Origin of the sequence: Flavobacterium sp., from assembly GCF_039932285.1 — a bacterium.
Taxonomy (GTDB): domain Bacteria; phylum Bacteroidota; class Bacteroidia; order Flavobacteriales; family Flavobacteriaceae; genus Flavobacterium.
On record NZ_JBDTQE010000037.1, the window covers coordinates 12,485 to 27,144 of the forward strand.

10 protein-coding genes are annotated in these 14,660 nt (G+C 31.6%); all 10 read left to right on the top strand.

All coding sequences use genetic code 11. The features are described 5' to 3' along the window. The first annotated feature begins 2 nt into the window (after positions 1-2). The gene (gene coaBC, locus ABI549_RS08365) at positions 3-1,211 is read left to right on the top strand and encodes a bifunctional phosphopantothenoylcysteine decarboxylase/phosphopantothenate--cysteine ligase CoaBC (protein WP_348076004.1); all 1,209 of its coding nucleotides are present in this window, start codon (positions 3-5) and stop codon (positions 1,209-1,211) included. Then, positions 1,204-2,091: a DUF4835 family protein gene (locus tag ABI549_RS08370; protein ID WP_348076005.1), complete on the top strand. Its 888-nt coding sequence runs from the start codon at positions 1,204-1,206 to the stop codon at positions 2,089-2,091. Before coaBC ends, ABI549_RS08370 begins: the two co-directional genes overlap by 8 nt. A gap of 9 nt (positions 2,092-2,100) precedes the next feature. Then, positions 2,101-3,753, top strand: a complete 1,653-nt coding sequence (gene recN, locus ABI549_RS08375) for a DNA repair protein RecN (protein ID WP_348076006.1) — start codon at positions 2,101-2,103, stop codon at positions 3,751-3,753. 95 nt (positions 3,754-3,848) lie between these two features. Continuing rightward, positions 3,849-5,039: an enoyl-ACP reductase FabV gene (gene fabV, locus ABI549_RS08380; RefSeq protein ID WP_348076007.1), complete on the top strand. Its 1,191-nt coding sequence runs from the start codon at positions 3,849-3,851 to the stop codon at positions 5,037-5,039. 140 nt (positions 5,040-5,179) lie between these two features. Further along, on the top strand, positions 5,180-8,320 hold the full coding sequence (locus ABI549_RS08385; RefSeq protein ID WP_348076008.1) for a T9SS type A sorting domain-containing protein: 3,141 nt from the start codon (positions 5,180-5,182) through the stop codon (positions 8,318-8,320). Between the two features lie 88 nt (positions 8,321-8,408). Beyond that, positions 8,409-9,407 carry a glycosyltransferase gene (locus ABI549_RS08390; protein WP_348076009.1) on the top strand — a complete coding sequence of 333 codons (999 nt, stop codon included), beginning with the start codon at positions 8,409-8,411 and terminating at the stop codon, positions 9,405-9,407. A gap of 2 nt (positions 9,408-9,409) precedes the next feature. Then, positions 9,410-9,994, top strand: a complete 585-nt coding sequence (gene coaE, locus ABI549_RS08395; RefSeq protein WP_348076010.1) for a dephospho-CoA kinase — start codon at positions 9,410-9,412, stop codon at positions 9,992-9,994. A gap of 68 nt (positions 9,995-10,062) precedes the next feature. Continuing rightward, entirely contained in the window at positions 10,063-11,646 is a 1,584-nt protein-coding gene (locus ABI549_RS08400; RefSeq protein WP_348076011.1) for a HAMP domain-containing sensor histidine kinase, read from the top strand. Positions 11,647-11,649: 3 nt separating this feature from the next. After that, positions 11,650-12,351: a response regulator transcription factor gene (locus tag ABI549_RS08405; protein WP_348076012.1), complete on the top strand. Its 702-nt coding sequence runs from the start codon at positions 11,650-11,652 to the stop codon at positions 12,349-12,351. 291 nt (positions 12,352-12,642) lie between these two features. Continuing rightward, positions 12,643-14,660: TonB-dependent siderophore receptor (locus tag ABI549_RS08410; RefSeq protein WP_348076013.1), on the top strand; the 2,018-nt coding region annotated here is incomplete at its 3' end.

The window sequence follows — 14,660 nt, forward strand, 5'->3', positions numbered from 1 at the left end:
GTATGTCTGTTTTAAGTGGTAAGAAAATAATACTAGGCGTTTCTGGTGGAATTGCCGCTTACAAATCAGCTTCATTAGTTAGATTATTCATAAAAGCAGGAGCACATGTCCAAGTGATAATGACTCCTGCTTCTAAGGATTTTGTAACACCACTCACACTTTCTACACTCTCTAAAAACCCTGTTCATTCTTCTTTTTTTAATGAAGATAATCAAGATGCAGTTTGGAACAATCATGTCGATTTAGCACTCTGGGCAGATTATATTGTTATTGCGCCAGCAACAGCAAATACAATGTCTAAGATGGTTTCGGGTAACTGTGATAATTTACTTATCGCTACTTATCTATCGGCAAAATGCCCAGTATATATTGCTCCAGCGATGGATTTAGATATGTACAAACATCCGTCTACAATAATTAATTTTGAGGCTTTCGCCAAATTTGGAAATACTATTATTCCTGCCGAAAGTGGCGAATTAGCTAGTGGGCTTTCAGGAGAAGGACGCATGGCAGAACCAGAAAATATCATTGTCTTTTTAGAAAAAGACATCGAAAATAAATTACCATTAAAAGGTAAAAAAATTCTCGTTACTGCAGGTCCAACTTATGAAGCCATAGATCCTGTTCGGTTTATAGGAAATCATTCTTCAGGAAAAATGGGCTTCGATATTGCTATTGCTGCCGCAAATTTAGGTGCCCAAGTTACTTTAGTTTCTGGGCCAACACATTTTCAAATAAAAAATTTATTAATAAATCTAGTTAGAGTGACTTCTGCCGAAGAAATGTATAATGCTTGTCATCTATATTTTAATGATTATGATGTAATGATTGCTGCCGCTGCTGTGGCGGATTATCGACCAAAAAATGTGGCAGATCAGAAAATAAAAAAGACCGAAGCTACGTTTACTATTGAATTAGAGAAAACTAAAGATATTTTGTTGTCATTAGGACAAATTAAGAAAAATCAATTTCTAATTGGTTTTGCTCTCGAAACTGAAAATGAAATTGATAATGCAAAGCTAAAAATTCAGAAAAAAAACCTAGATTTGATAGTTCTTAATTCTTTAAATGATATGGGTGCTGGATTTGGAAAATCAACAAATAAAGTTACATTTATAGACAAAAAATTTAAGATAGAACCACAAGAATTAAAATCGAAAGAAGAAGTCGCTATCGATATTGTAAATAAAATTGTTTCACATTATGCGTAAAATATTTGTTTTTTTATTTCTGTTATTTTTTGGGTTTTCACAAGCTCAAGAACTCAATTGTTCCGTAACCTTTAATACGGATCAAGTTGCAGCAACAAATCAGCAAGTATTTAAAACACTTAAAAAAGCGTTGACAGAGTTTGTAAACAATACAAAATGGTCTGATCAGTCTTATAAAGGAAACGAAAAAATTGAATGTTCTTTTTTCTTTACAATAACGACTTATACTGCCGATCAGTTTACGGGAACCCTCCAGGTTCAGGCATCAAGACCGGTTTATAACTCAACTTACATGTCACCAATTTTAAATATAAATGACAAGGATGTTGCTTTTAATTATACAGAATTTCAAAATTTAACTTTTGATCAAAACTCATTCGATTCAAATTTACTTTCAATAATGGCATTTTATTCTAACTTAATTGTTGGCGTTGATGCAGATACATTTGCACTCGAAGGAGGTTCTAAATCGTTAGAAAATGCTCAAAACATTGTTAATGTAGCTCAACAAAGTCAAATAAAAGGTTGGAGCCAATCGGATAAAAATCAAAATAGATATTTTCTTATAAATGATATGCTTTCGCCTGCTTTTGTAGCTTTTAGAAAAGCGATGTACGAATATCATTTGAATGCTTTAGACAAAATGTCCGATAATCCAAAAGATGCTAAAGAAAGTATAAAAATCGCCTTAAAAACATTGTCCCAAATTGCCGAAACAAGACCAAATGCTTATCTGACTAGAGTGTTTTTTGATGCAAAAGCTGACGAAATATTTAGTATTTATACTGATGGTCCAAAAGTTGATGTCACCGAAGTTATTAATGCACTCAATAGATTATCTCCTACAAATTCGAGCAAATGGGGAAAAATTAGTTATTAATTTCTCACTATGTTAGCTTCATTATCTATAAAAAATTTCGCATTAATAGAACAGTTAGAAATGAATTTTTCTAACCAATTTTCAATTATTACAGGAGAAACAGGTGCGGGAAAATCGATACTTTTAGGTGCTTTAGGTTTGGTTTTAGGGAAACGCGCCGATTTAACTTCTCTAAAAGACAAAGAACAAAAATGTGTTATCGAAGCACAGTTTCAAATATCAAAATACAATTTACAAGATTTTTTTACTACAAATGATTTAGATTACGAAGACATAACAATCATTCGTCGTGAAATTTTGCCTTCAGGAAAATCTAGAGCTTTTGTAAATGACAGTCCAGTAAACCTTAATGGACTACAGGATTTAAGTCAATTTTTATTAGATATTCATTCGCAACATCAAACACAAGAATTATCTAACGAAGCTTATCAAATTGAGATTCTTGATGCCATTGCAAATCATCAAAATTCACTTTTAGATTACAAACAAAATTTAGCCAAATATAAATCAGCAAAAAACGAATTAAAAAAATTACATGCTGAAAAAGAAGCATTATCAAAAGAGCAAGATTATAATTCATTCTTGTTAGAAGAATTGCTTTCGGCAAATTTAAAAGCCAATGAACAAGAAGAATTAGAAAGTGTTTTCGAGAAGCTAAATAATATCGAATTTATAAAAGAATCTCTAGATAAATCATTAGTTGTAGCTAATGAAGAGCAAATAGGAATTATACAAAACTTGAAGGAAGTTAAAATTTCTTTGCAAAAAATAGCAGGATTGTCATCGGAATTTAAGGATTTATTTGAAAGGGTTTCAAGTACATTAATCGAATTTGAAGACATTTCAATCGAGCTTTCTCAACAAGTAGAAAAATTAGTTAATGATCCAGAAAAATTAGATTTGGTTAATCAAAAACTGCAAACGATATATTCATTACAAAAAAAGCACCAAGTAGAATCAGTCGCTGAATTGTTAATTATCCAAAATGATTTAGACAATAAATTAGTTTTGGTTGATGATTTAGAAAATCAAATTCAAAAATTGGAAATCCAATTAAATGAAAGTGTTTTGGTTTTAGATAAAATTGCTTCACAAATTTCAAAAAATAGGAGTGAAGCTGTTCCAGTTTTAGTAAATCAAATTACTGAAATTCTAACACAATTAGGAATGCCAAATGCTAGATTTCAGTTCGAAATTAATCAAACACAAAACTATTTACCATCCGGAAAAGATGAAGTACAATTGTTGTTTTCGGCAAATAAAGGAACGAGTTTTGGACTACTTAAAAAAGTAGCTTCTGGTGGAGAAATGTCAAGAATTATGTTGGCTGTCAAAGCAATTTTAGCCAATTACTCAAAATTACCAACCATTATTTTTGATGAAATAGATACAGGTGTTTCTGGAGAAATTGCTCATAAAATGGGTGATATTATGAAAGAAATGAGTACTAAAATGCAAGTTTTTGCTATTACACATTTGCCACAAATTGCTGCAAAAGGAAACCAACATTATAAAGTTTTTAAATCATCGGAAGGAGAAAGTACCATTTCAGAACTGAAATTACTGTCTCAAAATGAACGAGTTGTAGAAATTGCCGAAATGCTATCAGGAAAAGATATTTCAGATTCGGCACTTAATCATGCAAAATCATTATTAAATTAGAAAATTAGATTGATAGACTTCTTAGATTGTTAGATTTTTAGTATTTTTGATTTCACAAATAAACGAACAAACACATCAACAAATAAATATAAAAAATGATTATAGAACCAAGAATGCGAGGATTTATTTGTCTTACAGCACACCCAACAGGTTGTGAGCAAAATATAAAAAATCAGATAGCTTACGTAAAATCTAAAGGACATATAGAAGGAGCAAAAAGAGTTTTAGTAATTGGAGCTTCAACAGGTTTTGGTTTGGCTTCAAGAATTACTAGTGCTTTTGGTTGCGATGCTTCTACAATAGGTGTTTTCTTCGAAAAACCAGCAAGTGAAGGAAAAACAGCTTCGCCAGGTTGGTACAATTCGGCAGCTTTCGAAAATGAAGCACATAAAGCTGGTTTGTATGCAAAAAGTATCAATGGAGATGCTTTTTCTAATGAAGTGAAACAACAAACAATCGATATGATTAAGGCTGATCTAGGTCAGATAGATTTGGTTATTTATAGTTTAGCATCACCAGTTCGCTTGCATCCAATTACAGGAGTTTTGCATCGTTCGGTTCTAAAACCAATAGGAGGAACATTTACAAATAAAACGGTCGATTTTCATTCAGGAAAAGTTTCGGATATTTCTATTGCTCCTTGTGAAGGCGATGATATTGAAAATACTGTAACCGTAATGGGTGGAGAAGATTGGTCTATGTGGATAGATGCTTTAAAAAAAGAAAATTTATTAGCGAATGGTGCTACTACAATTGCTTATTCTTATATAGGGCCAGAAGTTACCGAAGCAGTTTATCGCAAAGGAACAATTGGTAAAGCAAAAGACCATCTTGAAGCTACCGCTTTTTCTATTACCGATAGTTTGGCAGATTTAGGCGGAAAAGCATATGTTTCAGTAAATAAAGCCTTGGTAACGCAAGCTAGTTCAGCTATTCCAGTGATACCTTTATATATTTCATTATTATATAAAATTATGAAAGCTGAAGGAATTCACGAAGGTTGTATAGAGCAAATGCAAAGATTATATTCACAAAGATTATATACAGGAAATGCAATTCCTACTGATGAAAAAGGTAGAATACGTATAGATGATTGGGAAATGAGAGCTGATGTTCAAGAAAAAGTGGCTAAACTTTGGTTAGAAGCAACTACCGAAACATTACCAGAAATAGGAGATTTAGAAGGCTACAGAAGTGATTTTCATAATCTTTTCGGATTTGGATTTGATGGGGTAGATTATAAAGAAGATACCAATGAAATGGTTAATGTTTCGAGTATAGAATAATAATAAATATGGTGAAATGTTTAAAAACCATGAATGTATTTCATGGTTTTTTTTATATGTTTTATCGATATATCAATATTAATTTAACATATGATTAATATTTTTTCATATATTGCATTCTTAAATCAAAGAATAAAAACATGAAAAAAATTACATTATTATTAGCTTTTATGTTGGCTATTGTCACACAAGGCTATTCGCAAGTTAGCGGTTATGCTTTTTCCGAATCAACGGAAGCATATACAGCGGTTGTAGGAACAACATCTACTGCAGTTGGAGACGACGGAATTGAAAACGGAATTCCAATTGGTTTTACTTTTAAATACGATGGAGTAGATTATACTCATTTTTGTGTTACTACCAATGGATGGATTAAAATGGGTGACGCTTCAACTACAGGTACTACGGGTACTGCTAATTATTCTAATGCCTTCTCGGTAACTGCGGGTAATAGACCATTAATAGCTCCTTTTTGGGACGATAATAATTTAGGTTCTGGAAACATTCAGTATATAGTTACAGGAGTTGCTCCAAATAGAATTCTAGAAGTTGGTTGGGATAATATCAATATTGGTGGAAGCGGTGCTACAAGTACAACCGCATTTGCTTCATTCAAATTGCGTTTGTATGAAACTACTAATGTAATTGATTTTGTGTATAGACCTGTTATGGCTGCAGCTGGTACTTTAACTGCTTCTGTAGGACTAAACGGTTCTTCATCATTTTTAAGTGTTACGCCTGCTGCTGCTTCAACAGTATCTTCAGGTACAGCGAATAATGCAATATCTACAACAACAAATTTAGTTGGAAAAAAATATACATTTACGCCGCCTTCATGTTCATCACCAACAGGAATAAATGTAAGTGTTATTACAACAACTACATCGACAATTTCATGGACAGCAGTTGTACCTACACCTGCAATAGGTTATGAGTATATTGTTTCTACAGCAAATACGACACCAGTTGTTTCTGGTACAGCTACAACCGCTATCTCGGTTCCTCTAAGTGGATTGCTTCCATCAACTACATATTATGTATTTGTAAGATCTAATTGTGGTAGTGGTTTTAGTGCTTGGAGTTCATCAGTTCCTTTTACAACTCTATGTAACCCAATTACTACTTTCCCATGGACAGAGAATTTTGATGCTTTAACTGTTGGAACTAATGTATTCCCTCCTTGTTGGTCATACATAAACACATCAAGTAATTGGTCAATATCTACTACTCCAGTTGCAAATAGTGGAGCAAACTCTTTAAGGAGAACCTATGGTACAGATGGTTGGGCATTTACACCACTGGCTACATTAACCACTGGAATTTCTTATACGCTGAGTTATTATATGAGAACCGACGATACTGTTGTAGGTTATGATTTGACAATAGGTGTTGGAAATAGTCAAACAGATGTTGCTATGACAACAACATTATCTACTCAAACAGGATATCAAGGACCAACTTGGACGAAATTTACACATGAATTTACACCAACAACGACTGGAGATTATTCTTTTGGAATACAGGTTGTGGCAAATTTTGCACCAAATGGAATAAACTTTGATAATTTTAAATTGGAGGTTACGCCATCATGTCTGGAGCCTAGTGGGTTAGCAGTAAGTAATGTAACTACGAGTATGGCAGATATTTCTTGGAATGTAGCATGGCCTGTACCTGCCAACGGTTATCAATACATTGTATCAACATCAAACGTAACACCAGTTATCGCAGGAACAGCAGTTGCTGGTTTAACTGCTTCGGTAATGGGTTTGTCAGCTAATACACAATATTATTTATTTGTAAGATCTGATTGTGGAGGAACTTTTAGTTCTTGGAGTGATCCTTTGGTTTTTAGTACTCCATGCTCAAGCGTAACAAGTTTTACAGAGAATTTTGATAGTGTTACTGCTCCTAACTTTCCAAATTGCTGGGCAAGAGTGGGTACAGGAGGTAATACTAATATACAAACAACAAATCCAAGTTCAGGAGCGAATACGATGTATATTTATGGATTTTCAGGAAGTCTAGGAGTGGTAAAAACAATACCAGTCTCTAATTTAGGTGCGGGTACAAATCGCTTAAACTTTAAAATGAGAGGTAATTTTACCGCTGGAGACGATGTAGAGATTGGTTATTTAACTGATCCTAATGATGAAAATACTTTTATTGCTTTAGGTTCTGTAAATGCCGCTTCATTAGTATATGATGATTATACTTTTACACCGCCAGTTGGATCTTATTCAGATTATTTAGCATTTAGACATGCTGGATCTATAGGAGCTAGTGTATTAATTGACGATGTAGTTTGGGAGCCAATACCAGCTTGCAATAACCCTAGTGGTTTAGTAGTTTCTGCAATAACAGAAACTAGCGCAACAGTTACATGGACAGCGACAACAGGAAGCTATGAATATGTTTTAGATAATACAGTAGCTAATCCTGCTGGTTCAGGAACTGTTTTGTCAGGAGAAACTTATAATGCAACATTATTAACTCCTACTACAGGGTACTATTTTCATGTAAGAACTGTTTGTGCAGGACCTACTTATAGTACATGGTCTACAGTAGGATTTACAACGTTGGCTACGCCTCCAGTAAATGATGATTGCTCAGGAGCTATAACTTTAGCTCTAGCAGCAGACTATGCAACAGGGTCAATAGTGGGTACAATAGTTGGAGCAACAGATTCAGCAGCTGAACCAGTTCCGACATGTGCTTCTTATGTAGGTGGTGATGTATGGTATAAAGCAGTTGTTCCAGCATCTGGATCAATAACATTTGAAATAGGTCAAGAGACAGGTGGTTTTACAGATTCGGGTCTTGCTGTTTATAGTGGTTCATGTGGATCGCTTGGAGAGGTTAATTGTGATGATGATGGAGGAACAGGTGCATTCTCTTTATTATCTCTAACTGCTGCAGATGGTATAATTGTTGGAGAAACACTATATGCTAGAGCTTGGAGATATAATAATGCTTTGCCTAAAAATGCACTTGCTGTAGGACAATTTAGAATTGCTGCTTATGATGCTTCGTTAGGTACTCAATCTTTCGATTTGAATGGTTTTTCAGCTTATCCTAACCCAGTAAAAGATGTATTGAATTTATCTTACACAAAAGAAATTTCTAATGTATCAGTACATAATTTACTAGGTCAGCAAGTAATGACAAAATCTATCAATGCTACTCAAACTAAAATAGATATGTCAAACTTATCAAATGGTACTTATTTAGTAAAAGTTACTGTAGATGGTTTGGTAAAAACATTGAAAGTTGTAAAACAATAAAAATAGTTTTTAAAAATATTAAAAGCCATTCGCAAGTCGAATGGCTTTTTTTTATAAAAAAATGTACCTTTGTTAAAATTTTTTATCAATGAATTTTTCGTTTATTATTCCAGTTTACAATCGTCCAGAAGAAATCGAGGAGCTTTTAGAAAGTTTAAGTAAACAAACTCATAAAGAACCTTTCGATATTATTATTGTTGAAGACGGTTCTACAATTCCTTGCGAACACATTGTAGATAAATATAAAAACAGATTATCAATCACTTATTACTTGAAATACAATTCGGGACCTGGTGATTCTCGTAATTTTGGAATGAGTCAGTCTAAATCAGATTATTTTATCATTTTAGATTCAGATTGTATTATTCCTGAAAATTATTTGACAGAAGTCTCTAAAAGTTTATCTCATAAGTATGTAGACTGTTACGGTGGTCCAGATGCGATGTTGTCTAGTTTTTCGGCAGTGCAAAAAGCTATTAACTTTACTATGACATCAGTCATTACAACTGGAGGAATTCGTGGAGGTTCAGAAAAAATAGAAAAATTTCAGCCACGAAGTTTTAATATGGGAATTTCAAGAAAAGCATTCGAAGATTCTAAAGGTTTTTCAAATATTCATCCAGGAGAAGATCCAGATTTGAGCATTCGTTTATGGAAATTAGGTTTCGAAACCAAACTAATCTCATCAGCATTTGTATATCACAAACGTAGAATCGATTGGGAAAAATTTTATACTCAAGTAAATAAATTTGGTAAAGCAAGACCGATACTTAATTATTGGTATCCAGAATATGCAAAACCAACCTTCTTTTTACCATCAATATTTGTAGTTGGTTTTATTCTAGGTGTTCTTTCTTTAATTTTTACATTCGATTGGATTTTAAAATTATATTTTGCTTATACGGTGCTCATTTTTATAATGTCATCTATCAAAAATAAAAATATTTATGTTGGCTATCTATCTATTATTGCCGTTTGGAAACAGTTTTTTGGTTACGGATTAGGATTTATAGAATCATTTTTTAAAATTAATATTCTCAAGAAAAAACCACAGGATGCATTTCCTGAATTATTTTTTAAAGTTTAAAAATGACAAAAATTATAGGTCTTACTGGCGGAATAGGAAGTGGTAAAACAACCATTGCTAGACTTTTTGAAGCCGAAGGAATTCCTGTATATATTGCCGATGATGAAGCAAAAAAAATAATGATTTTGCCAGAAACTATTCAATTAATTGGAAGTCATTTTGGACAATCAGTGATTGTAAACAATCAATTGGATAGAAAAAAAATATCAAAAATTGTTTTCAATCATCCAGAAAAACTAAAAGAACTCAATAAAATTGTTCATCCATTAGTGAAAAAACATTTTGATAATTGGGTAAAAAAACAAAATTCTCCTTTTGTAATCAAAGAAGCCGCTATACTTTTTGAAAGTGGAAGTTATAAATATTGTGATCAGATTATTACTGTTGTCGCTTCAGAAGAAACTCGTGTAACTCGTGTCATGGCAAGGGATAAGTGCACTAAAGAAGCTGTTTTGGACAGAATAAAAAACCAGTGGAACGATAGTCAGAAAACCTCAAAAAGCGACTATGTTATTAAAAACGAAAATTTGAGTGAAGCGAAAATTCAATTTCAAGAAGTTCTTAAAAAATTAAGGAATCTATATTAAAAATAGCATCTGTTAATGTTTGGTTAATATATTTAGTATTCAAATGTTAAAATGTTAAATTTGTAGTAATGAATAAAATGTTGTTTCGCATTGTAGTATTTCTAATGACACTTTCCCTATTGGGAATTATTGTGGTACAAGGTTATTTGATAAATGCATCTTTTAAAAATAAAGATGAACAATTTAAATACCAAGTGAAACAAGTTATAGATAATGTATCAAAAAAATTGCAAGAGCAAGAAACATATACTTTTTTAAGTACATATAATAAGCTTAAAGACAGTATAGGTAAAAGCCCGCAACAAAGTGAACTACTCAAGTTTTTTTATGTAGAAAAAAATACAGTAACGAACGAGACAATTATTTATTCTAATAGTTTGATAGCAGAAGATTATTCACTGCCATCTTCGTTCTTTGATAAAAATAAGGATTCAACACAACTCAAAAACTATATTTCTAAACGTGTTACGGAAGTTTATAATGGCAATACTATAAATGACTCTCGTATAAGTAGTACGTTGTCTCCAGATGAAAAAATAGAAAAATCTGGAAGAATGGACGTTCTTGATAAAGCAACATTTGGAGTTTATTTTAAGGATATTGCAGCAACACGATCTATAACTCAAAGAGTTTCTAATAAGCAACTATATGATCTATTAGCTCATGAATTGAGTGGTTATGGAATAAAAACACCGTTCGAGTTTGGTATTTATAGCAATGGTTTAGCAACAAAAGTAAAATCGGAAAAGTTTAAATATGATAAGAAAAACACTTATGATATACCTGTTTTTACAGATAATGATGGCGTAAGTAAATATCAGTTATTAGTAAGTTTTCCTAAAAAAAAGCAATTTTTAATATCTGATTTAATTGGCATTGCGTTTCTTGCATTTTTGTTTACAGCAATTATTATTGTTGCTTATTATAGTGCATTAAATCAGTTGAATAAACAACGTCATATTTCTCAAATTAAAACGGATTTTATAAATAATATGACGCATGAGTTCAAAACACCTATTGCTACTATTAATTTAGCATTAGATGCCATAAAAAACCCTAAAATTATTGATGATAAGGAAAAAGTTTTTCGTTATCTACAGATGATTAAAGATGAAAATAAGAGAATGCATGCTCAAGTAGAAAACGTATTACAAATTTCAAAATTAGAAAAAAGAGAACTCGATATTACAAAAGAGTCTTATAATATGAATGATATTATAGAAGAAGCAATAGAGCACGTTCATTTAATAATTGAGGACAGACAGGGAAAAATAAATGTAAATCTTAAAGCAAATCAAACAAATGTTTTATTAAATGACGTACATTTTACAAACGTACTAGTTAATATATTGGAAAATGCAATAAAATATTCACCAGAAAAACCAATAATAGAAGTTACTTCTGAGAATGTTAAAAATTTTATTATTATTAAAATAAAAGATCAAGGATTAGGAATAAGTAAAGTCTCTCAAAAGAAAATATTTGATAAATTTTATAGAGAACATACAGGAGATATACATAACGTAAAAGGCCACGGATTAGGGTTGGCATACGTAAAAAGAATAGTAGATGATCATCACGGAGAAGTGATGGTAGAAAGCGAAAAAGGAAAAGGAAGTACATTTATAATCAAATTACCCCTAATTTATTAAACTATGGAAGCAAATAAGAAAATATTATTAGTAGAGGATGACCCAAATTTTGGTTCTATACTTCGTGATTACCTATCAATGAATGATTTTGAGGTAACATTAGCCAAAAATGGAATGGAAGGTTTCGAAAAATTTAAGAAAGACAATTTCGATTTGTGTATCTTAGATGTAATGATGCCATACAAAGATGGTTATACTTTAGCTAAAGAAATTCGTGAAAAAAATAAAGAAGTGCCTATTGTTTTTCTAACAGCAAAATCTATGAAAGAAGATGTGCTAAAAGGATACAAAGTAGGAGCAGACGATTATTTGAATAAACCATTCGATTCAGAAGTTTTACTTATGAAAATTAAAGCAATTATTCAGCGTAAGGCCTCAGAAACAAAAACCGATGTAGCAAAATTTGAATTTAAAATTGGTAAATTTGATTTAAACTCAAAATTAAGATTCTTGAATTTTCCAGGAGAAGAGACTATAAAGTTGTCTCCAAAAGAAAATGAATTATTAAAAATGTTAGCACTTCACGAAAATGATTTAATGCCAAGAGAATTAGCATTAACTAAGATTTGGAGAGATGATAACTATTTTACTTCTAGAAGTATGGATGTGTATATTGCAAAACTTCGAAAATATTTAAAATCTGATGAAGGAGTTGAAATAATCAATATTCACGGGGAGGGATTTAGATTAGCAATAAAAAATTAGTGGTATAAAGTTTAGAAAGCTTCGAGAAATCGGAGCTTTTTTTTTAGTAGTTATGAGACATGTTTATCAGTTTATCTATTTGTTCTTTAAAATTTTCTTGATCTAATTTGGGGTAATTTCATATTAATTAGAATAATTTCTATTGGTTGTAGGTTTTACATTCAAAATTAGATTTTTAATTCATGCATAGTCAACAGTTTAAAAATATTATTCATATTTAGTCTAAATAAGCTTTGAAAATCAAAATCTAGGTTTTATATTTGCATTATTATTTTAACTTAATCTAAATAAATGCATAAATATATTATACTACCGTCCTTAGCTTTGTTATTCTGTGCTGTAAGTTTTGCACAAGATTCAAATAAAATTGAAATAGATAATGATTTTTCTGAAAATCAAAGTATTCTAAATGATACCATAAAAAATAAAAAAGGACAAATCCTTGATGAGGTATCGATTATTTCTAATCAACAAAAAAATCCAGCATCACTAACAAGATCTGGAATAAAACCTATGGACTTGCCGCAAAGTATTCAAATAGTAGGTTCTGAAACTATTGGGCAACAACAAAGCGTTCGTTTGAGTGATGTTATAAAAAATATAAATGGTGTTTATGTAGGTTCAGCTCGTGGTGGTGCTCAAGAATCATTTTGGTCTAGAGGGTATGATATGTCTACAAATAATATGTTTAAAAATGGTTTTCGTTTCAGTAGTGGTTCTATTCCTGAGGTATCTTCATTAGAAAAAGTAGAAGTTCTAAAAGGAAATGCCGCCTTATTATATGGTAATGTTGCTCCTGGAGGAATATTAAACATGGTAACTAAATCCCCTTCTTTTGCAAAGGGGGGCGAAGTATCTATGCAGCTAGGAAGTTATTCTTTCTATAAACCATCAATAGATATTTATGGACCATTAAACAATGTTATAGCTTATCGTTTTGTAGGTTCTTACGAAAATTCTGAAAGCTTTAGAGATGTGGTAAAAAAAGAGCGTTATTATGTCAATCCATCCTTTCTATTCAAAGTGAGTAATAAAACAGAAATTACATTGCAAGGAGATTATTTACATGACAATTGGACACCAGATTTTGGTACTGGAGTTATTGGAAAAAATATAGTAAATCTATCACGAAGTAAGTATTTAGGAGCTACTTGGTCTAATGGACAAACAAGACAAGCTACCGTCTCAGCATCTGTAAAACATGATTTTAATACAAATTGGAAATTAAATTTTAATTCTTCATTTCAAGATTATAATAGAACATCAAAAGGAACTGAACGTGTTCAACCATCAGAAGCAATTGCAACTTATGGAAACTGGAGTAGACCTCTTGGAGAAAATAAAAATCTAGAACAAATCACGAGTCAGCAAATTAGTTTACAAGGATCTTTTTTTACAGATAAAGTAAAACATCAACTATTTACAGGTGTAGATTTTGAAAACTCACTGCTTGAAGCAAATACATTTATATTTAACCCTGCAACTTACGGTAGTGGTAACATTTTTGATTTTGATAATTTTAATCAAGGAGGAGCTATTCCAAATTCTACTAATACTAAAAGAGTAGAAACTGATACAAATCGCTTTGGAGTTTATGCTCAAGATTTAGTATCTATTACAAATAATATTAAAGTTTTAGCAGGATTACGTTGGTCATGGCAAGAAGCACTAGTTAATACATATGATTTGGTTGCTAATACAACAGTTGAAACTCCAAAACGTAAAGATGAAGCATTTTCTCCAAAATTAGGATTAGTATATCAGCCTACAAAAAACACTTCGTTTTTTGCTAGTTATGCCACCTCATTTACACCAAACTCAGGAACAACTATAGACTTAGTTGCAATAAAACCATCTGTGATAGACCAATATGAAGTTGGTATTAAAAATAATTTTTGGAAAAATGTTTTAAGTACAAACATTACATTATATCAAATAACAAATAGTAATTTAGCGCAAACTGCGGAATTTAAAGCCGATGGTTCAAGTAATACCGATACAACGATAAAAGTTTTAAGTGGAGAAACAAAAAGCAAAGGAATAGAAGTAGATATTACTGCAAGACCTATTGAAGGTTTAAATATTGTCGCTGGATACAGTTACAATGATATGCGTTATACTAGAACATCTGGATTAAATGGTAGCTTTATACAAGGTGATCGCTTAGTAAGAACTCCAGTAAATACAGCCAATTTAAGTTTTTTCTATACATTGCCAAATGGGTTATTAAAAGGAGTATCTTTCGGAGCAATAGGAAATTATATTGGTAACCGTTATGGTGGTTGGAATAATCAAATTGTTATTTCTGG

Coding starts and splice junctions, on each gene's coding strand:
- ABI549_RS08405 (WP_348076012.1), top strand. CDS start 11,650: ATGGAAGCAAATAAGAAAATATTATTAGTAGAGGATGACCCAAATTTT.
- coaBC (WP_348076004.1), top strand. CDS start 3: ATGTCTGTTTTAAGTGGTAAGAAAATAATACTAGGCGTTTCTGGTGGA.
- ABI549_RS08370 (WP_348076005.1), top strand. CDS start 1,204: ATGCGTAAAATATTTGTTTTTTTATTTCTGTTATTTTTTGGGTTTTCA.
- recN (WP_348076006.1), top strand. CDS start 2,101: ATGTTAGCTTCATTATCTATAAAAAATTTCGCATTAATAGAACAGTTA.
- fabV (WP_348076007.1), top strand. CDS start 3,849: ATGATTATAGAACCAAGAATGCGAGGATTTATTTGTCTTACAGCACAC.
- coaE (WP_348076010.1), top strand. CDS start 9,410: ATGACAAAAATTATAGGTCTTACTGGCGGAATAGGAAGTGGTAAAACA.
- ABI549_RS08400 (WP_348076011.1), top strand. CDS start 10,063: ATGAATAAAATGTTGTTTCGCATTGTAGTATTTCTAATGACACTTTCC.
- ABI549_RS08385 (WP_348076008.1), top strand. CDS start 5,180: ATGAAAAAAATTACATTATTATTAGCTTTTATGTTGGCTATTGTCACA.
- ABI549_RS08390 (WP_348076009.1), top strand. CDS start 8,409: ATGAATTTTTCGTTTATTATTCCAGTTTACAATCGTCCAGAAGAAATC.